At 49.1% G+C, this 20338-nt stretch carries 17 protein-coding genes, 1 rRNA gene and 1 pseudogene; 11 read left to right on the forward strand and 8 right to left on the reverse strand.

Annotated features, from left to right (window positions below; genetic code table 11):
- Positions 1-32 precede the first annotated feature (32 nt).
- Positions 33-148: ribosomal RNA gene (rrf, locus tag A1WG_RS12585) — 5S ribosomal RNA — on the forward strand.
- Between the two features lie 102 nt (positions 149-250).
- On the opposite strand, the gene mobB is transcribed toward rrf, so the two are convergent.
- Entirely contained in the window at positions 251-778 is a 528-nt protein-coding gene (gene mobB, locus A1WG_RS12580; RefSeq protein WP_000907596.1) for a molybdopterin-guanine dinucleotide biosynthesis protein MobB, read from the reverse strand.
- On the reverse strand, positions 760-1344 hold the full coding sequence (gene mobA / locus A1WG_RS12575; protein WP_001517359.1) for a molybdenum cofactor guanylyltransferase MobA: 585 nt from the start codon (positions 1342-1344) through the stop codon (positions 760-762). The genes mobB and mobA overlap by 19 nt, the downstream gene beginning before the upstream one ends.
- A 69-nt stretch (positions 1345-1413) precedes the next feature.
- On the opposite strand from mobA, the gene A1WG_RS12570 reads away from it, so the two are divergent.
- The 4 genes from A1WG_RS12570 (at position 1414) to A1WG_RS12555 (ending at position 4973) form a co-directional block, all read left to right on the forward strand.
- Positions 1414-1683 carry a YihD family protein gene (locus tag A1WG_RS12570; RefSeq protein WP_001517358.1) on the forward strand — a complete coding sequence of 90 codons (270 nt, stop codon included), beginning with the start codon at positions 1414-1416 and terminating at the stop codon, positions 1681-1683.
- Between the two features lie 76 nt (positions 1684-1759).
- The gene (gene srkA, locus A1WG_RS12565) at positions 1760-2746 is read left to right on the forward strand and encodes a stress response kinase SrkA (RefSeq protein ID WP_001065532.1); all 987 of its coding nucleotides are present in this window, start codon (positions 1760-1762) and stop codon (positions 2744-2746) included.
- A gap of 16 nt (positions 2747-2762) precedes the next feature.
- A complete protein-coding gene (dsbA, locus tag A1WG_RS12560) occupies positions 2763-3389 on the forward strand; it encodes a thiol:disulfide interchange protein DsbA (RefSeq protein WP_000725337.1) in 627 nt (208 codons plus the stop codon).
- Between the two features lie 153 nt (positions 3390-3542).
- Positions 3543-4973: a DUF945 family protein gene (locus tag A1WG_RS12555; protein ID WP_001517357.1), complete on the forward strand. Its 1431-nt coding sequence runs from the start codon at positions 3543-3545 to the stop codon at positions 4971-4973.
- A 40-nt stretch (positions 4974-5013) separates the two neighbouring features.
- On the opposite strand, the gene A1WG_RS0121740 is transcribed toward A1WG_RS12555, so the two are convergent.
- Complete coding sequence (locus A1WG_RS0121740; RefSeq protein ID WP_024191922.1) at positions 5014-5946, reverse strand: acyltransferase; 933 nt, start codon at positions 5944-5946, stop codon at positions 5014-5016.
- A gap of 363 nt (positions 5947-6309) precedes the next feature.
- On the opposite strand from A1WG_RS0121740, the gene polA reads away from it, so the two are divergent.
- On the forward strand, positions 6310-9096 hold the full coding sequence (gene polA, locus A1WG_RS12550; RefSeq protein ID WP_001517355.1) for a DNA polymerase I: 2787 nt from the start codon (positions 6310-6312) through the stop codon (positions 9094-9096).
- A gap of 399 nt (positions 9097-9495) precedes the next feature.
- Here polA and yihA read toward each other — a convergent pair whose 3' ends face one another.
- Positions 9496-10128 carry a ribosome biogenesis GTP-binding protein YihA/YsxC gene (gene yihA / locus A1WG_RS12545; protein WP_001517354.1) on the reverse strand — a complete coding sequence of 211 codons (633 nt, stop codon included), beginning with the start codon at positions 10126-10128 and terminating at the stop codon, positions 9496-9498.
- A gap of 233 nt (positions 10129-10361) precedes the next feature.
- Here yihA and A1WG_RS24180 point away from each other — a divergent pair.
- From A1WG_RS24180 to hemN, 3 genes and pseudogenes are all read left to right on the forward strand, one after another.
- Positions 10362-10589, forward strand: a pseudogene (locus tag A1WG_RS24180) (hypothetical protein).
- A 118-nt stretch (positions 10590-10707) separates the two neighbouring features.
- The gene (gene yihI / locus A1WG_RS12540; protein WP_001517353.1) at positions 10708-11217 is read left to right on the forward strand and encodes a Der GTPase-activating protein YihI; all 510 of its coding nucleotides are present in this window, start codon (positions 10708-10710) and stop codon (positions 11215-11217) included.
- Positions 11218-11405: 188 nt separating this feature from the next.
- Positions 11406-12779, forward strand: coding sequence for an oxygen-independent coproporphyrinogen III oxidase (gene hemN, locus A1WG_RS12535; RefSeq protein WP_001517352.1), 1374 nt, complete (start codon positions 11406-11408; stop codon positions 12777-12779).
- A gap of 158 nt (positions 12780-12937) precedes the next feature.
- On the opposite strand, the gene A1WG_RS12530 is transcribed toward hemN, so the two are convergent.
- The 4 genes from A1WG_RS12530 to glnA all read right to left on the reverse strand — a co-directional run bounded on the left by A1WG_RS12530 (position 12938) and on the right by glnA (position 17213).
- A complete protein-coding gene (locus tag A1WG_RS12530) occupies positions 12938-13048 on the reverse strand; it encodes a YshB family small membrane protein (protein WP_001517351.1) in 111 nt (36 codons plus the stop codon).
- 111 nt (positions 13049-13159) lie between these two features.
- Positions 13160-14569: a nitrogen regulation protein NR(I) gene (glnG, locus tag A1WG_RS12525; RefSeq protein ID WP_001517350.1), complete on the reverse strand. Its 1410-nt coding sequence runs from the start codon at positions 14567-14569 to the stop codon at positions 13160-13162.
- An 11-nt stretch (positions 14570-14580) separates the two neighbouring features.
- Positions 14581-15630 (reverse strand): nitrogen regulation protein NR(II), encoded by a 1050-nt coding sequence (gene glnL / locus A1WG_RS12520; RefSeq protein ID WP_001517349.1) that lies wholly within the window; start codon positions 15628-15630, stop codon positions 14581-14583.
- A gap of 173 nt (positions 15631-15803) precedes the next feature.
- Positions 15804-17213 (reverse strand): glutamate--ammonia ligase, encoded by a 1410-nt coding sequence (glnA, locus tag A1WG_RS12515; RefSeq protein WP_001271717.1) that lies wholly within the window; start codon positions 17211-17213, stop codon positions 15804-15806.
- A gap of 372 nt (positions 17214-17585) precedes the next feature.
- Here glnA and typA point away from each other — a divergent pair, with 372 nt between their 5' ends.
- Both typA and A1WG_RS12505 read left to right on the forward strand, forming a co-directional pair.
- Positions 17586-19409, forward strand: a complete 1824-nt coding sequence (gene typA / locus A1WG_RS12510) for a ribosome-dependent GTPase TypA (RefSeq protein ID WP_000570678.1) — start codon at positions 17586-17588, stop codon at positions 19407-19409.
- A gap of 216 nt (positions 19410-19625) precedes the next feature.
- Positions 19626-20336 carry a GntR family transcriptional regulator gene (locus A1WG_RS12505; protein WP_001517348.1) on the forward strand — a complete coding sequence of 237 codons (711 nt, stop codon included), beginning with the start codon at positions 19626-19628 and terminating at the stop codon, positions 20334-20336.
- Positions 20337-20338 lie beyond the last annotated feature (2 nt).

Below are 20338 nucleotides of genomic sequence, written 5' to 3' on the forward strand. Positions count from 1 at the left end.
CCGGCGATAAGCGGGTTAATAAACAGAATTTGCCTGGCGGAGATAGCGCGGTGGTCCCACCTGACCCCATGCCGAACTCAGAAGTGAAACGCCGTAGCGCCGATGGTAGTGTGGGGTCTCCCCATGCGAGAGTAGGGAACTGCCAGGCATCAAATTAGCGAAAGGCCATCCATAAGGATGGCCTTTTTGCGCTGGTGCGGAAAAAATGCCGGATGCAACGTTTGCCACGTCTTATCCGACCTACTCCTGCTTATTCAGCCTGCTGACTCATCCACCCAACAACAAAATCAGCCAGCCCCTCAATATCATTAATGTCCAGTAACGCGACATCAACATTAAGCGGTATATCGCTGGCCACAGCAATGACATGCCTGTCTATCACCAACTCTTCCGGTCGATGTCCGGCCCCATCGCGAAACAGCACAATCTTCGCGATCTCTTCATGTTTGAACCCTTCAACCAGAATCAAATCCAGCTTTGAGTCATCCATCCGGCTTGCGAGAAAATGCAAATCCAGTTCTTCTGCGTTTGGGGTTTCTGTCATCAAAGCCCAACGCTGCTGGCTGGCAACGATGGTTTGTGCCGCTCCGGCCTTGCGTAGCTCATAGCTATCTTTGCCCGGCTTATCAACATCCATATCATGATGCGTATGCTTAATAAGACCCGGACGGATCCCTCGTGCGCACAATACCGGAATAAGTTTTTTTAACAGTGTGGTTTTGCCGGTGCCACTCCATGCGGCAAAGGCGAGTAAAGGGATTATTGTCTTTCCTGCCATCGGGCAAGCTCCTCTGGCGTATTCACGTTAACAAATGCCTCTTTACGATCGCTGAAATCAACAGCATGACCGCCAGCAAGATTCATAAAGGCCATCACCCGGCGCTCTCCGGAATGCAGATATTCCTGCAATAATGGCTCAATAGTGCGATTTACCAGGGCAATAGTTGGATGATCCCGCTCGCCGTCATGGACCCACACTACAGATGCATCTTTTCGCTGATGATAAAGTCGGGAGGCTAAATCCTGGGGGATATAAGGCGTATCACACGGACAAAACAGAAACCACTCATCAGCTTCTTGCTGCATTACTGAAAGCATTCCCGCCAGAGGGCCTGGGTAATCTGCCAGTGAATCCTCAATTACTTTCAGACCGCTTAATTGGTAGATTTCCTGATGGCGATTGGCATTAACCACAACGTGAGATAACTGCGTCATTAGCGCGTCAGCGACATGCCTCCACAGCGGTTTGCCGTTTAATTCAAGTAATCCTTTATCTACGCCGCCCATGCGTCGGGCTTTACCGCCTGCCAGCACCACGCCTGTTATCGTCGTCATCAGATTCACCGATATCGCCTCTTTTATTGTGGGATTGACCCTGCTAACGTGTCTGTCTCAAGAGTAAGGAGCATCACTATGAAATGTAAACGTCTGAATGAAGTTATTGAACTCCTCCAGCCAGCCTGGCAAAAAGAGCCAGACCTTAACCTGCTGCAATTTTTGCAGAAATTGGCGAAAGAGTCAGGTTTTGACGGCGAACTGGTGGATTTGACGGATGACATTCTAATCTACCACCTGAAAATGCGCGATTCCGCAAAAGATGCGGTGATCCCGGGTTTGCAGAAAGATTATGAAGAAGATTTCAAAACGGCGCTGTTACGCGCACGTGGCGTAATTAAAGAGTAAAAGCTTGTAAGCGGCACCAACAAAATCATCGTGAAATGATATCCTTCATCATTCGTAATGTTTTCCGGATGATGGGATGAACAACAGCGCTTTTACTTTCCAGACACTACACCCGGACACCATCATGGACGCTCTGTTTGAGCAAGGGATCCGGGTGGATTCCGGTCTTACCCCACTTAACAGCTATGAAAACCGAGTCTATCAATTTCAGGACGAAGAGCGTCGACGCTTCGTCGTTAAATTTTATCGTCCTGAACGTTGGACAGCCGACCAAATCCTCGAAGAACATCAATTTGCGTTACAACTGGTAAACGACGAAGTTCCAGTCGCCGCGCCGTTAGCCTATAACGGTCAAACTTTATTGAATCATCAGGGATTTTATTACGCTGTTTTTCCAAGCGTCGGTGGTCGTCAATTCGAAGCCGACAATATTGATCAGATGGAAGCGGTGGGGCGCTATCTGGGGCGGATGCACCAGACGGGACATAAACAGCTTTTTATCCATCGTCCGACTATTGGCCTGAATGAATATCTTACTGAGCCACGTAAGCTGTTTGAGGACGCCACACTAATACCTTCCGGGTTGAAGACCGCATTCCTGAAAGCGACAGATCAACTGATTGCCGCTGTTACAGCGCATTGGCGGGAAGATTTCACCGTTCTGCGGCTACATGGAGACTGCCACGCTGGAAATATTCTTTGGCGCGATGGTCCGATGTTTGTCGATCTGGATGATGCGCGCAATGGCCCAGCGGTACAGGATCTGTGGATGTTACTCAATGGCGATAAAGCCGAGCAGCGGATGCAATTGGAAACTATTATTGAAGCTTATGAAGAATTTAGCGAGTTCGACACCGCTGAAATCGGACTGATTGAACCTTTACGCGCCATGCGTTTGGTTTATTATCTTGCCTGGCTGATGCGGCGTTGGGCTGATCCCGCGTTCCCGAAAAATTTCCCGTGGTTAACCGGGGAAGATTACTGGCTGCGACAGACGGCGACTTTTATAGAACAGGTAAAAGTTCTACAAGAACCCCCTTTACAATTAACACCTATGTATTAATCGGAGAGAGTAGACAATGAAAAAGATTTGGCTGGCGCTGGCTGGTTTGGTTTTAGCGTTTAGCGCATCGGCGGCGCAGTATGAAGATGGTAAACAGTACACCACCCTGGAAAAACCGGTTGCTGGCGCGCCGCAAGTGCTGGAGTTTTTCTCTTTCTTCTGCCCGCACTGCTATCAGTTTGAAGAAGTTCTGCATATTTCTGATAACGTGAAGAAAAAACTGCCGGAAGGCGTGAAGATGACCAAATACCACGTCAACTTCATGGGTGGAGACCTGGGCAAAGATCTGACTCAGGCCTGGGCAGTGGCGATGGCGCTGGGTGTAGAAGACAAAGTTACTGTTCCGCTGTTTGAAGGCGTACAGAAAACTCAGACCATTCGCTCTGCATCTGATATCCGCGATGTATTTATCAACGCAGGTATTAAAGGTGAAGAGTACGACGCGGCGTGGAACAGTTTTGTCGTTAAATCTCTGGTCGCACAGCAAGAAAAAGCGGCCGCAGATGTGCAATTGCGTGGCGTTCCGGCGATGTTTGTTAACGGTAAATATCAGTTGAACCCGCAGGGTATGGATACCAGCAATATGGATGTTTTCGTTCAGCAATATGCTGACACAGTGAAATATCTGTCTGAGAAAAAATAATTCATTGTGAATTACATAAGGCCCGTGAATACTCGCGGGCTTTTTTATTTTTAAATAAATATAAATACTTTCTGATAATGCGTCCAGTTGCTGGACATTATTTCATCATAAGTGGATATTCAAACTTTTGCTGTTTTATCAGGGAATATCTATATGATACGTAAGTCAGCTACGGGTGTAATTATTGCGTTAGCCGTTATCTGGAGTGGTGGTACATGGTACACTGGCACGCAAATTCAGCCGGGTGTCGAAAAATTTATTAAAGATTTTAACGATGGGAAAAAGAAAGGTGAACATGCCTACGAGATGACGGCAAGCTATGAAAACTTTGGAAAAGGTTTTTTTAATTCCCATTTTCAAATGCTAATTACATTTGATAACGGAGCTCCAGATCTCAATATCAAACCAGGCCAGAAAGTTGCATTTGATGTGGATGTTGAGCACGGCCCGTTGCCTATCACGATGTTAATGCATGGTAATGTCATCCCTGCTCTGGCGGCTGCAAAAGTGAAATTAGTGAATAATGAACTGACACAGTCGCTATTTATCGCTGCGAAAGATAAATCGCCCGTCGAAGCATCATTGCGATTCGCATTTGGTGGCTCATTCTCTACGATATTAGATGTTGCTCCTGCAGAGTATGGTCAGGTATCCTTTGGTGAAGGCCAGTTTACTTTTAGCGGCGATAATAGTTCATTGTCTAACCTGAATATTGAAGGAAAAGTCGAAGATATCACTCTGAACTTATCGCCGATGAATAAAGTAATAGCAAAAACCTTTACTGTGAACTCCCTGACAAGACTGGAAGGAAATAAATTTCCGATTGGTGAAAATGAGTCAAAATTTAATCAGGTCAGCATTATCAATCGTGGTGAAGAGGTTGCCAAAATTGATGCATTCATAGCCAGGACAACGCTTGAGCGTGTTAAAGATAAAGACTTTATCAATGCTAATCTGACTTATGGTATTGAGAAATTAACCAAAGGAAATCAGGCGCTAGGTAGTGGTCAATGGTCGCTGATTGCTGAATCTATCGACCCAACGGCAGTTCGTCAATTTATCATTCAGTACAATATTGCGATGAAGAAGCAGTATGCAGCACACCCTGAGTTAGCTAACGATCAAAATGCGCAAGAAGAAGTGAATGCTGCGTTGTTCAAAGAGTCTTTACCGCTATTACAAAAAAGTGAACCGGTTATTAAATTACCGATTAGTTGGAAAAATACAGTCGGAGAACTTAACGCTAATCTGGATATCAGTATTGCTGATCCTGCTAAATCATCATCGGCCACAAATAAAGATATTAAATCACTCAATTTTGACGTGACTTTACCGCTTAATGTCGTCACTGAAATATCAAAGCAAATTAATTTATCTGAAGGAATGGATGCTGAAAAAGCCCAGAGGCGGGCTGATAAACAAATTAGCGGAATGATGGCGTTAGGTAAGATGTTTCAGTTAATCACCATTGATAACAATATCGCCTCACTGCAACTGCGTTATATGCCAGGTAAAGTTGTTTTCAATGGGCAGGAGATGAGTGAAGAAGAATTTATGTCTCGTGCAGGGCGTTTTATTCATTAAAATGATGCCTCGCCTCTGCTAATTCAGAGGCGAGTAAAACTTACTTATTCTGATGCTGTGATGACATCAGAGATGTCAGAAGCCGGTCTTTTTCCTGCCACAGTGAGTTCAGCCACTGCTGAAAATGGCGTTTAAAACCTTTGTCATTGATATAGTCGCCATGCAACTCTTCAGCAATGGGCTGTAAATCCACATGCACGACAATTCGTGTCAGTTTGCCACTTAACATATCGAAGAATGGTTGGCGATTATTGTCCGGATAACACAGCGTAACGTTGAGTAATTTATCGAATTGTTTACCCAGCACATTCAGTGCCATCGCAATACCGGCAGCTTTTGGCGGCAGAAGATTTTGAAATGCCGAATGGGTTTTTTGATGTTTCTCTTGCGTGAAACGGGAGCCTTCAACAAAATTCACAATAGTGGTGGGATGCCGACGAAACTTCTCGCATGAGCGCCGAGTGGTTTCAACATCTTTACCACGCCGCTCCGGATGACGTAATAAATAAGCGCGGGAATAACGCTTCATAAACGGCATATCCAGTGCCCAACACGCCAGGCCAAGAAAAGGCACCCAGGCAAGTTGCTGTTTGAGGAAATATTTATTCATCGGAATGTGCTTACGAAACAGCACGCACAGTACGACAATATCTGCCCAGCTACGATGATTACAAATAAGTAGATACCAGTTCTTTTTACTTAACCCCTCCAGCCCGCGAACTTCCCATTGCAGGTGTGGGTTAAGGTGCAGCAAACACGCCAATCCTTCACACCAGCAATACATCATAAAATCACAAAAGCGTGAAACCTTTCGCCAAATTACTGGTACAGGTAACAACAGTTTTACGATCCCGGCAATGATGATCGGGACAGAACAAAAAATGGTGACCAAAATGGTCAATACGATACTCAGCAAAAGGGTTATCGTAGCGAGTATTCTCGTCATAATTAATTTATTCAAAAAGTTAGCCATAGACAGTGCGCGAAAGAAGCGCAAGGCGCAGATTTTAGCAGAAAACGATCCAAATAACGGATGATCCTTAAATAGAAAAATAAATCATATCTATCCACATTATAAAAAATCCCTTTTTCTCAATTGTTCGTTGAGGGGATATTTTTAACTTCATGAAAGTAAACGATAAATATTATGCTGTAAAAAGCATGAGAATAAATTAAAAGCGATGTAAATAATTTATGCACAAAGTTATCCACATGGGGATTAGCGAGCGATCCAGAAGATCTACAAAAGATTTTCACGAAAAGCGGTGAAAAACTCATGTTTTTATCCCGTCTGTGGCATCCTTTACCCATAATCTGATAAACAGGCACGGACATTATGGTTCAGATCCCCCAAAACCCACTTATCCTTGTAGATGGTTCATCTTATCTTTATCGCGCATATCACGCGTTTCCGCCGCTGACCAACAGCGCAGGCGAGCCGACCGGTGCGATGTATGGTGTCCTCAACATGCTGCGCAGTCTGATCTTGCAATATAAACCGACGCATGCAGCGGTGGTCTTTGACGCCAAGGGAAAAACCTTTCGTGATGAACTGTTTGAACATTACAAATCACATCGCCCGCCAATGCCGGATGATCTACGAGTGCAAATCGAGCCTCTGCATGCGATGGTTAAAGCGATGGGCTTGCCGTTGCTGGCCGTTTCTGGCGTAGAAGCAGACGATGTTATCGGCACTCTGGCACGCGAAGCAGAAAAAGCCGGTCGCCCGGTACTGATCAGCACCGGTGATAAAGATATGGCGCAACTGGTAACGTCAAATATCACACTCATCAATACCATGACGAATACGATCCTTGGCCCGGAAGAGGTCGTGAATAAGTACGGTGTACCGCCGGAACTGATTATCGACTTCCTCGCGCTGATGGGCGACTCTTCAGATAACATCCCTGGCGTACCGGGCGTGGGTGAAAAAACCGCGCAGGCACTGCTGCAAGGTCTTGGTGGGCTGGATACGCTGTATGCTGAGCCGGAAAAAATTGCTGGCCTAAGCTTCCGCGGTGCGAAAACAATGGCGGCGAAGCTCGAGCAAAATAAAGAGGTAGCATATCTTTCTTACCAGTTAGCGACGATTAAAACTGATGTTGAGCTGGAGCTGACCTGTGAACAACTGGAAGTGCAGCAACCGGCGGCTGAAGAGTTGTTAGGGCTGTTTAAAAAGTATGAATTCAAACGCTGGGTTGCCGATGTTGAAGCAGGCAAGTGGTTACAGGCCAAAGGGGCGAAACCGGCCACAAAGTCGCAGGAAACCATTGTTGTCGACGAAATGCCGGAAGTGACTGCGACGGTGATTTCTTACGACAATTACGTCACCATCCTTGATGAAAATACGCTGAAAGAATGGATTACGAAGCTGGAAAAAGCGCCGGTATTTGCTTTTGACACCGAAACCGACAGCCTCGATAACGTCTCTGCCAACCTGGTGGGGCTATCTTTCGCCATCGAGCCAGGTGTGGCGGCGTATGTACCGGTTGCTCATGATTATCTCGATGCTCCCGACCAGATCTCTCGCGAGCGCGCCTTCGAACTGCTGAAACCACTGCTGGAAGATGAGAAGGCGCTGAAGGTTGGGCAAAATCTGAAATACGATCGCGGCATTCTGGCGAACTACGGTATTGAGCTGCGTGGAATTGCCTTTGATACCATGCTGGAGTCCTACATTCTCAACAGTGTTGCCGGGCGTCACGACATGGACAGCCTTGCGGACCGTTGGCTGAAGCACAAAACCATTACTTTTGAAGAGATTGCCGGTAAAGGTAAAAATCAACTGACTTTTAACCAGATTGCCCTGGAAGAGGCCGGACGCTATGCCGCCGAAGATGCGGATGTCACCTTGCAGTTGCATCTGAAAATGTGGCCGGATCTGCAAAAACAAAAAGGACCGTTGAACGTCTTTGAAAACATCGAAATGCCTCTGGTGCCGGTGCTTTCGCGCATTGAACGTAACGGTGTGAAGATCGATCCGAAAGTTCTGCACAATCATTCAGAAGAACTCACTCTGCGTCTCGCGGAGCTGGAAAAGAAAGCGCATGAAATTGCTGGTGAAGAATTTAATCTTTCTTCCACCAAGCAGTTACAAACCATTCTGTTTGAAAAACAGGGGATTAAACCGCTGAAGAAAACACCGGGCGGTGCGCCGTCAACGTCGGAAGAGGTGCTGGAAGAGCTGGCACTGGACTATCCATTGCCGAAAGTGATTCTGGAGTACCGCGGTCTGGCGAAGTTGAAATCGACTTACACCGACAAGCTGCCGCTGATGATCAACCCGAAAACCGGGCGCGTGCATACTTCTTATCACCAGGCGGTGACTGCGACAGGGCGCTTGTCGTCAACCGATCCTAACTTGCAAAACATTCCGGTGCGTAACGAGGAAGGTCGCCGTATCCGTCAGGCGTTTATTGCGCCAGAGGATTACGTGATTGTTTCTGCGGACTACTCGCAGATTGAACTGCGCATTATGGCGCATCTCTCACGTGATAAAGGCTTGCTGACCGCCTTCGCAGAAGGAAAAGATATCCACCGGGCAACGGCTGCAGAAGTGTTTGGTTTGTCACTGGAAACCGTCACCAGCGAACAACGTCGTAGCGCGAAAGCGATCAACTTTGGCCTGATTTACGGCATGAGTGCTTTCGGTCTGGCGCGCCAGTTGAACATTCCGCGTAAAGAAGCGCAGAAGTACATGGATCTCTACTTTGAACGCTATCCAGGCGTGTTGGAGTATATGGAACGCACCCGCGCCCAGGCGAAAGAACAGGGTTACGTTGAAACGCTGGACGGACGCCGCCTCTATTTGCCGGATATTAAGTCCAGCAATGGTGCGCGCCGTGCCGCGGCAGAACGTGCAGCAATTAACGCGCCAATGCAGGGCACCGCGGCCGATATCATCAAGCGGGCGATGATTGCCGTTGATGCATGGCTCCAGGCCGAGCAACCGCGTGTGCGTATGATTATGCAGGTACACGATGAACTGGTGTTTGAAGTTCATAAAGATGATCTCGATGTGGTAGCGAAGAAAATCCATCAGTTGATGGAAAACTGTACCCGTCTGGATGTGCCGTTGCTGGTGGAAGTGGGAAGTGGCGAAAACTGGGATCAGGCGCACTAAGATTCGCCTGAGCAAGCCTTTTTTTCGTAAGTAAGCAACATAACTCGCCACATTTTGTGATGACTATTAGAAATTCCTATGCAACAACTGAAAAAAAATTACAAAAAGTGCTTTCTGAACTGAACAAAAAAGAGTAAAGTTACTCGCGTAGGGTACAGAGGTAAGATGTTCTATCTTTCAGACCTTTTACTTCACGTAATCGGATTTGGCTGAATTTTTTAGCCGCCCCAGTCAGTAATGACTGGGGCGTTTTTTATTGCACGAAAGAAAATATCCGTATTGTCTGATTCGCTACGCTTATCAGGTTTATTGTGAATAACAACTTATTGAATTTTCTTCACTTTAAAGGCCGGATAAGGCGTTTATACCGCATCCGGCACCAGCACAAGGGCAAGAAAATTATTCGCCGCTCTGCGCCTCTTCGACAGGCTGCATCTCGCTAAACCAGGTATCCAGCTTCTGACGCAGCTTATCCACACCTTGCTTCTTCAGAGAAGAGAATGTCTCTACCTGCACATCACCGTTAAACGCCAGCACCGCTTCACGCACCATATTCAATTGCGCTTTACGTGCACCGCTTGCCAGTTTGTCCGCTTTGGTCAGTAGCACCAACACGGCGATATTGCTGTCTACCGCCCACTCAATCATCTGCTGATCCAGATCTTTCAGCGGATGGCGAATATCCATCAGTACCACCAGGCCTTGCAGGCTCTGACGTTTTTCCAGGTATTCCCCTAATGCGCGCTGCCATTTACGCTTCATCTCTTCCGGAACTTCTGCGTAGCCATAGCCCGGCAAATCGACCAGACGTTTGCCGTCAGCCACTTCAAACAGGTTGATAAGCTGGGTGCGTCCTGGCGTTTTCGAGGTACGCGCCAGGCTTTTCTGGTTAGTCAGCGTGTTCAGCGCGCTGGATTTCCCTGCGTTGGAACGGCCTGCAAAAGCCACTTCGATTCCGGTATCGGAAGGTAAGTGGCGAATATCAGGCGCACTCATCACAAAATGCGTCTGTTGGTAATTCAAATTAGTCAAAGCGGTCGTCTCCATCAGTCAAAGCGTTGCGGCGATTATACCTGAACCACAATAAAAGACGGATTTTTCGGGGGAGTGGTGTAAGTAAAAACCATATGCTTTGTGAGATATTGCCGATCATTTTTATGCGAAATCGTAGAGAAAATTCTGCGATGCATGTCAAATAGGTCAAAGAAATCAGGTGATTAGTTTTATACAATAATCTGAAAATGAGTAAATACTGATGATAGTTTATTGTTTGTTTGGTGCAGAAGCGTAAAGTAGCACCCATAGAGCGAGGACGCTAACAGGAAGATGACTCAGGATGAGGGTCAGGAGCGCCAGGAGGCGAAGACAGAGGATTGTCAGGAAGACAAACGTCCGGAGACGTAATTAAACGGAAATGGAATCAACACGGAATGTTCTGGCTAATGGAAAAACAGGGTGTGTTGGCGGCCTGCAAGGATTGTAAGACCCGTTAAGGGTTATGAGTCAGGAAAAAAGGCGACAGAGTAATCTGTCGCCTTTTTTCTTTGCTTGCTTTCTGTTAGATTCCGCCGCAAATCTATACTGAATAAAACGGCTAAAAGACGAACTATTATGAAACCATCATCTTCAAACTCACGCAGCAAAGGTCACGCAAAAGCGCGTCGAAAAACACGCGAAGAGCTGGATCAGGAAGCTCGTGACCGCAAGCGTCAGAAAAAACGTCGTGGTCATGCGCCAGGCAGTCGTGCAGCGGGCGGTAGCGCTACATCGGGCAGTAAAGGCCAGAACGCACCGAAAGATCCACGCATTGGCAGTAAAACCCCTATTCCATTGGGTGTGACTGAAAAAGTCACCAAACAGCACAAACCGAAGAGTGAGAAACCTATGCTTTCACCGCAGGCGGAGTTGGAGTTACTGGAAACGGATGAGCGTCTGGATGCGCTGCTGGAACGTCTGGAAGCGGGCGAAACCCTGAGTGCCGAAGAGCAATCCTGGGTTGATGCTAAACTGGATCGAATTGATGAGCTGATGCAGAAACTCGGACTCTCTTATGACGACGATGAAGAAGAGGAAGAAGACGAGAAGCAAGAAGACATGATGCGTCTGTTGCGAGGCAACTAACGGGTTGCCACTGTGGGCCTTCCCGTTCTGCTGATAACCCTTCCGGTTATATGTTATCTGGTGTGGTTATTCGTTAAACTACAGCGGTTGTCGCGGCGACAAAAGTGGCTGCGCAACCGGTTGATGACCCAAAACGGACATCAGCCGGTACGCCGTAGCCGCCAGAGACGCCATCGGAAGGAGTGAGCATGTCTGTACAGCAAATCGACTGGGACCTGGCCCTGATCCAGAAATATAACTATTCCGGGCCACGATACACCTCGTACCCGACCGCGCTGGAGTTTTCAGAAGACTTCGGTGAACAGGCGTTTTTACAAGCCGTGGCGCGCTACCCTGAGCGTCCCTTATCTCTCTACGTGCATATCCCGTTCTGCCACAAGCTTTGCTATTTCTGTGGCTGCAATAAAATTGTGACTCGCCAGCAGCATAAAGCCGACCAATACCTGGACGCGCTGGAGCAAGAAATCGTTCATCGTGCGCCACTGTTTGCCGGACGTAAAGTCAGCCAGTTGCACTGGGGTGGCGGTACGCCGACGTACCTGAACAAAGCGCAAATTAGCCGTCTGATGAATCTGTTGCGGGAAAACTTCCAGTTTAATACTGATGCGGAAATCTCGATCGAAGTTGATCCGCGTGAAATTGAACTGGATGTCCTCGATCATTTACGTGCCGAAGGCTTTAACCGCCTGAGCATGGGTGTGCAGGACTTCAACAAAGAAGTGCAACGTCTGGTCAACCGTGAGCAGGATGAAGAGTTCATCTTTGCTCTGCTTAACCATGCGCGTGAGATCGGCTTTACCTCCACCAACATTGACCTCATTTACGGCCTGCCGAAACAGACGCCGGAGAGTTTCGCTTTTACCCTGAAACGCGTGGCGGAACTGAACCCTGATCGTCTGAGCGTCTTTAACTACGCGCATCTGCCGACCATTTTTGCTGCTCAACGTAAAATCAAAGATGCTGACCTGCCGAGTCCGCAGCAAAAACTGGATATCCTGCAGGAAACCATCGCCTTCCTGACGCAATCGGGCTATCAGTTCATTGGTATGGATCACTTTGCCCGCCCGGATGATGAGCTGGCGGAGGCCCAGCGTGAAGGCGTGCTGCATCGCAACTTCCAGGGTTACACCACCCAGGGCGATACCGATCTGTTGGGAATGGGCGTCTCTGCCATCAGTATGATTGGCGATTGCTATGCGCAGAACCAGAAAGAGCTGAAGCGTTACTATCAGCAGGTAGATGAGCAAGGCAATGCGCTGTGGCGCGGTATTGCGTTAACGCGCGATGACTGTATTCGCCGTGATGTAATTAAGTCGCTGATCTGCAACTTCCGTCTGGATTACGCCCCCGTTGAACAGCAGTGGGATTTAAACTTCGCTGATTATTTTGCGGAAGACCTCAAGCTGCTCGCCCCATTAGCAAAAGACGGGCTGGTGGATGTCGATGAGAAGGGAATTCAGGTGACAGCGAAAGGTCGTTTGCTGATCCGCAACATTTGCATGTGCTTTGATACTTATTTGCGCCAGAAAGCGCGAATGCAGCAGTTCTCGCGGGTGATTTAAATGTTGAATGGCGCTTCGTTTACAACGGTGATAAACGAAAGCGCCATCAATTGACTGAGAACAAAACTGCCTGATGCGCTACGCTTATCAGGCCAACAAAACCTGTTTTTGTATGCCGGATAAAGCGTTCACGCCGCATCCGGCATGAACAACGAGTTTCAGCTAAACAGCCCAATCATCGCGGCACACAGCACGGCAGCAACGGCAGTTTGCGGCGCGTGGCTGCTAACTGCGCCACTCGATAGCAGATTAATTATTGATTCTAACATAATGACTCTCCCCGTTTTCCGGGCAAGATCATACTGAACTTATCGGAACAGTAAAGCGCAAAATAACAGCAATTTGCGCTCAATAATCAATCTTTACACAGCAAGCCTGAGTCACTCCATTCCCAACTCTTTTAACTTACGTGTCAGTGTGTTACGTCCCCAACCAAGCAGTCTCGCCGCTTCTTGTTTATGCCCCTGCGTATGTCGCAACGCGGTGGTCAGCAATGTCCGCTCCAGCTCAGGTTGCGCTTCAGAAAGTAAGTTTTGATGACCGGAACGCAGCGCCCGATCGGCCCATTGCGCTAACAGCGTTGCCCAACTGTCCGGCTGCATTGTGGAAGGGCTTTCCGCTACGGTTGATTCAAACAGTTCGCCAGGCAAATCCTGAATCAACACTTCCTGTCCGGCGGCCATCACCGTTAGCCAGCGGCAGGTATTTTCTAGCTGACGCACGTTCCCCGGCCATGCAAGACGCGTCAGGGCGGCTTCTGTCTCCGGGTGCAGTAACTTCGCTTCTACACCCAGCTCACGCGCGGCAACTTGCAGAAAATGACGTGCCAGACGGGGAATATCCTCCCGACGCTCGCGCAGTGGCGGCAGATGAACACGGATAACGTTCAGGCGGTGGAACAGATCCTCACGGAACTTGCCTTCCTGCACACGCAGTTCCAGGTTCTGGTGAGTCGCAGCGATAATACGCACATCCACTTTCACCGGCGCATAGCCGCCAACGCGGTAAAACTGACCGTCTGCCAGCACGCGCAGTAACCGTGTCTGCACATCCAGCGGCATATCGCCAATTTCATCAAGGAATAACGTGCCCCCATCGGCCTGTTCAAAACGGCCCTGACGAACGGTATTGGCACCGGTAAACGCGCCTTTCTCGTGACCAAACAGTTCTGATTCGATCAAATCTTTCGGGATAGCTGCCATATTCAGCGCGATAAACGGCGCTTTGGCGCGCGGGCTATGGCGATGCAGGGCATGAGCGACCAGCTCTTTACCTGTGCCGGATTCGCCATTGATCAACACGCTAATAGAAGAACGTGAGAGACGGCCAATAATACGGAACACATCCTGCATGGCAGGCGCTTCGCCAATAATATCGGTTGTTGGTCCGTTAAGCTGAATATTGCGCGGTTGCTGCTGTTCCTGGTAATGGCTGATGGCTCGCTCAACCAGCGCCACGGCTTCGTCGATATCAAACGGTTTGGGCAGATAATCAAACGCCCCTTGTTGATAGGCGCTAACGGCGGCATCCAGATCGGAATGTGCGGTCATAATGATGACCGGAAGCATCGGATGACGCTGTTTAATTTGCTTGAGCAACGCCAGCCCGTCCATTCCGGGCATACGGATATCTGAAAGCAGTACATCCGGCGTTTTGCTTGCCAGCGCCTCCAGCACTTCGGCACCGTTCTCAAATGCCGTGCAGGTTAAACCCGCTCCAGCGAGCGCACGTTCAAGCACCCAACGGATGGAACTATCGTCATCGACTACCCAGACTATCCCTCGTTGCATAAACGTCACCTTTATTTCCTGATAGGCAGGTAAACCGAGAACTCGGTATGACCCGGCCAACTGGTAAATTCAATTTTGCCTGAATGCTGATCAATCAAGTTACGGGCGATGGATAAACCAAGCCCGGTGCCGCCTTCGCGACCGCTGACCATCGGATAAAACAGCGTATCCTGCAAATGGGGCGGAATACCAGGCCCGTTATCTTCCACATCAATTCGTGCTGCCAGCCGATAGCGTTCGCCATGCAAGGTCAGTTGAAACGCGGTGCGGGTACGCAGAATAATTTCACCGCCCTCCGGCCCCAGCGCTTGTAACGCATTGCGCACAATATTCAGCAGTACTTGCTCAATCTGATCCGGATCGTGCGCCAGTTCTGGCAGGCTGGGGTCGTAATCACGAATCAACCGTACATTGTTCGGTAATTCCATCGACACCAGCGTCACCACGCGCTCTGCCACTTTGTGAATGCTTTCGGTGACGTGTGTGCCTGGTAGTTGCGGCCCCAACAGACGGTCGACCAGATTTCGCAGTCTGTCCGCCTGCTCGATAATCACTTTGGTATATTCCAGCAGAGACGGATCGGGCAACGCTTTGCTGAGTAACTGCGCCGCACCTCGTAAGCCGCCAAGTGGATTTTTGATCTCATGTGCCAGGCCGCGGACCAAATCGCGGGCAGCAACTTGCTGGGCGTGCTGTAGCTGCTCCTGGCTTAAGCGACGCTGGTTATCCATCGGTGTCATCTCCAGCAGGATCATGCCGTCCGGCATACGCTGGGCCGTCACAGAAAGAATATGCGAGCGCCCGTCAATCACCAGCGTCACTTCGTTATCGGTAAAACCTTGCCCCGCCTCCAGACTTTCTTGCATCAGACCGATATTTAGCGAGAAGTAGCTCAACAGTTCCGGTAACGGCGTACCAAACAATTTACGGGAACTTTGGGCGAGCAGTTGTTGCGCGGCGGGGTTGGCGTAATGGATCGCCAGGTTGTCGTCAATTAACAAAATACTGTTAATCAGAGAGTTGAGGATCTGCCCAGCATCGGGCTGCGTGCCTGTTGCCATAAAGCAGTCTCCTGAACAGGTTGCACCATTTTAGTGCATTATAGCTTTTTACGGATAAAAAGCGCGAAGCATCAGAGAAGTTACGGAGAAAAAAGCCCATGCAGAGATGGGCTGAAATTTCCACGGCAACTAAAACCCCGGCGTTTGTGCGCCGGGTATGACTACTTCAACTATTAGACGCTGTAGTACAGCTCAAACTCTACCGGGTGCGGAGTCATACGTACGCGGTCATCTTCTTCGCGACGCAGAGCGATGTACGCATCGATCGCTTCATCAGTGAACACGCCACCGGCTTTCAGGAATTCGCGGTCCAGATCCAGCTCGTTCAGTGCTTCTTCCAGAGAGCCTGCAACCTGCGGGATCTCTTTCGCTTCTTCTGGCGGCAGGTCATACAGGTTTTTGTCCATTGCTTCGCCCGGGTGGATCTTGTTCTTGATGCCATCCAGACCCGCCATCAGCAGGGCAGCAAAGCACAGGTACGGGTTAGCTGCCGGGTCCGGGAAACGCACTTCGATACGACGCGCTTTCGGAGAAGATACCACCGGAATACGGATAGATGCAGACCGGTTACGCGCAGAGTAAGCCAGCATTACCGGTGCTTCGTAGCCCGGAACCAGTCGCTTGTAAGAGTTGGTGGTCGGGTTTGCCAGCGCGTTAATCGCTTTCGCGTGTTTGATTACACCGCCAATGTAGTACAACGCCTGCTCAGACAGACCAGCGTATTTGTCGCCCGCGAACAGGTTGACACCGTTTTTAGACAGTGACATGTGGCAGTGCATACCGGAGCCGTTATCACCGAACATCGGTTTCGGCATAAAGGTCGCCGTTTTACCGAAACGATGCGCCACGTTGTGGACGACATATTTGTAGATCTGAATTTCGTCGGCTTTTTTGGTCATGGTATTGAAGCGGGTTGCCACTTCGTTCTGACCTGCGGTTGCCACTTCGTGGTGATGTGCTTCAACCACCAGGCCCATCTGCTCCATTACCAGACACATTTCAGAACGGATGTCCTGAGCAGAGTCTACCGGCGGAACCGGGAAGTAACCGCCTTTCACTGCAGGACGGTGACCTTTGTTACCTCCTTCATATTGGGTGGAAGAGTTCCATGCGCCTTCGATATCGTCGATAGCGACGTGAGAACCGGAGATAGAAGAGCCGAAACGAATATCATCGAACAGGAAGAATTCTGGCTCTGGCCCGAACAGTACAGTGTCGGCAATGCCAGTGGAACGCAGGTAATCTTCAGCGCGCTTAGCAATAGAGCGAGGGTCACGGTCATAGCCTTGCAGAGTGCCTGGTTCGAGGATATCGCAACGGATAATCAGGGTAGAGTCCGCGAAGAACGGGTCAATCACTGCGGTGGATGCGTCTGGCATCAGCACCATGTCGGATTCGTTAATGCCTTTCCAGCCGCCAATCGAGGAGCCGTCAAACATTTTGCCTTCTTCGAAGAATTCAGCATTTACCTGATGAGCAGGGATAGTGACGTGCTGTTCTTTACCTTTGGTGTCGGTGAAGCGCAAATCAACAAACTTCACTTCGTGCTCGTTCAGCATCGTCAGTACGTGTTCAGCGGACATACTTTAACTCTCCTGGATTGGTCATTGTCGTCGTGGTAACGAAATCTGCAATTAATTGGGCCGTGTCGCCGTAAAAAAGATAAAGCGAAATCTGTGCCAACTTTTAAATTGCCCCTAAAAGGCGTTATCATGCTTACCATCGTGCAAAAGGGCTGCACCATGATGCGAATGTTGCACCAATATAGTGCTTCAATGGAAACATTAAGCACCATGTTGGTGCAATGACCTTTGGATAACCCTTTTTATGCTCCGTGAAAGCGATCACAAAGGGACTCTGCAATACTTGTTTGCGGAGGATGTTTGTGATCCTGTTTTGTAGTGCGATTAATCCGTGTACAATAACGCGCTATTTCTAATGCCTGAGGCAAAGTTGTGATCGAAAAATTGCGTAACATCGCCATCATCGCGCACGTCGACCATGGTAAAACCACCCTGGTAGATAAGCTGCTCCAACAATCCGGTACGTTCGACTCTCGTGCCGAAACCCAAGAGCGCGTGATGGACTCCAACGATTTGGAGAAAGAGCGTGGGATTACCATCCTCGCGAAAAACACCGCTATCAAATGGAATGATTACCGTATCAACATCGTTGATACCCCGGGGCACGCCGACTTCGGTGGTGAAGTTGAACGTGTAATGTCCATGGTAGATTCAGTGCTGCTGGTGGTTGACGCATTTGACGGCCCAATGCCGCAAACGCGCTTCGTAACCAAAAAAGCGTTTGCTTACGGCCTGAAGCCGATTGTGGTAATCAACAAAGTTGACCGCCCTGGCGCGCGTCCTGACTGGGTTGTTGATCAGGTATTCGACCTGTTCGTTAACCTCGATGCGACCGACGAGCAACTGGACTTCCCGATCGTTTATGCTTCTGCGCTGAACGGTATCGCGGGTCTGGACCACGAAAATATGGCGGAAGACATGACCCCGCTGTATCAGGCGATTATCGACCACGTTCCTGCACCGGACGTAGACCTTGACGGTCCGTTCCAGATGCAGATTTCTCAGCTCGATTACAACAGCTATGTTGGTGTTATCGGCATTGGTCGCATCAAGCGCGGTAAAGTGAAGCCGAACCAGCAGGTTACTATCATCGATAGTGAAGGCAAAACCCGTAACGCGAAAGTTGGTAAAGTGCTGGGCCACCTTGGTCTGGAACGTATCGAAACCGATCTGGCGGAAGCTGGCGATATCGTGGCAATCACTGGCCTTGGTGAACTGAACATTTCTGACACCGTTTGCGACACGCAAAACGTTGAAGCGCTGCCGGCACTCTCCGTTGATGAGCCGACCGTTTCTATGTTCTTCTGCGTTAACACCTCTCCGTTCTGCGGTAAAGAAGGTAAGTTCGTAACGTCTCGTCAGATTCTGGATCGTCTGAACAAAGAACTGGTACACAACGTTGCGCTGCGCGTAGAAGAAACCGAAGACGCCGATGCGTTCCGCGTTTCTGGTCGTGGCGAACTGCACCTGTCTGTTCTTATCGAAAACATGCGTCGTGAAGGTTTCGAACTGGCGGTATCCCGTCCGAAAGTCATCTTCCGTGAAATCGACGGTCGTAAACAAGAGCCGTTCGAAAACGTGACTCTGGACGTTGAAGAACAGCATCAGGGTTCTGTAATGCAGGCGCTGGGCGAACGTAAAGGCGAGCTGAAAAACATGAATCCAGACGGTAAAGGCCGCGTACGTCTCGACTACGTGATCCCAAGCCGTGGTCTGATTGGCTTCCGTTCAGAGTTCATGACCATGACTTCCGGTACTGGTCTGCTGTACTCCACCTTCAGCCACTACGACGATGTGCGTCCGGGTGAAGTGGGTCAGCGTCAGAACGGCGTACTGATCTCTAACGGTCAGGGTAAAGCGGTAGCGTTCGCGCTGTTCGGTCTGCAGGATCGCGGTAAGCTGTTCCTCGGTCACGGTGCAGAAGTTTATGAAGGTCAGATTATCGGTATTCACAGCCGCTCTAACGACCTGACTGTAAACTGCCTGACCGGTAAGAAACTGACCAACATGCGTGCTTCCGGTACTGATGAAGCCGTTGTTCTGGTTCCGCCTATCCGCATGACTCTGGAACAAGCACTGGAGTTCATCGATGATGACGAACTGGTAGAAGTCACTCCGACCTCTATCCGTATTCGTAAACGTCACCTGACGGAAAACGATCGTCGCCGCGCTAACCGTGGTCCGAAAGAAGATTAATTTCTCTTTTTAGTCGTGAAAAACCTGCCAGCGATGGCAGGTTTTTTTTTGCCTGTTGTAAGTTCTCACCAGTGCGAGTATCTCCCTTGTAAGTCTGTGACTACAGCAATAGAGAGCTTTGTCACAATTATCTGCAAAGTCACACGCCGTTAATTGCTTTCTTTTTTGGCGTAAGCGTAAGATGCTTCATCTGGTTTAAACCAAAAGGATTAAACAATGGCCGGAAACCAATCCACCGTAGAAAATGCAAAAGAGAAACTGGATCGGTGGTTAAAAGATGGCATCACCACGCCGGGTGGAAAACTCCCTTCAGAAAGAGAGTTGGGAGAATTGCTGGGTATTAAACGTATGACGCTGCGCCAGGCGTTGCTGAACCTCGAGGCAGAATCCAAAATCTTCCGTAAGGATCGTAAAGGTTGGTTCGTTACTCAGCCGCGTTTTAATTACAGCCCGGAACTGTCGGCTAGCTTTCAACGGGCTGCAATTGAACAAGGGCGGGAACCTTCCTGGGGATTTACCGAGAAAAGTCGTATCAGCGATATTCCCGAGACGCTCATGCCACTGATTACAGTAACGCCGTCACCCGAACTCTATCGCATTACCGGTTGGGGGGCGCTGGAAGGGCATAAAGTTTTCTATCACGAGACGTATATTAATCCTGAAGTTGCCCCTGGTTTTATTGAGCAACTTGAAAACCATTCATTTTCTTCAGTCTGGGAAAAATGCTACCAAAAAGAGACGGTAGTAAAAAAATTGATTTTCAAACCCGTCAGAATGCCTGGCGATATCAGCAAATATCTTGGCGGTTCTGCGGGTATGCCAGCGATCTTAATTGAAAAACATCGCGCCGACCAGCAAGGGAATATTGTCCAGATAGATATTGAATATTGGCGATTTGAGGCTGTAGACCTCATCATTAATCTGTAGGT

Origin of the sequence: Escherichia sp. KTE96 (genome assembly GCF_000408525.1) — a bacterium.
GTDB classification, from domain to species: domain Bacteria; phylum Pseudomonadota; class Gammaproteobacteria; order Enterobacterales; family Enterobacteriaceae; genus Escherichia; species Escherichia marmotae.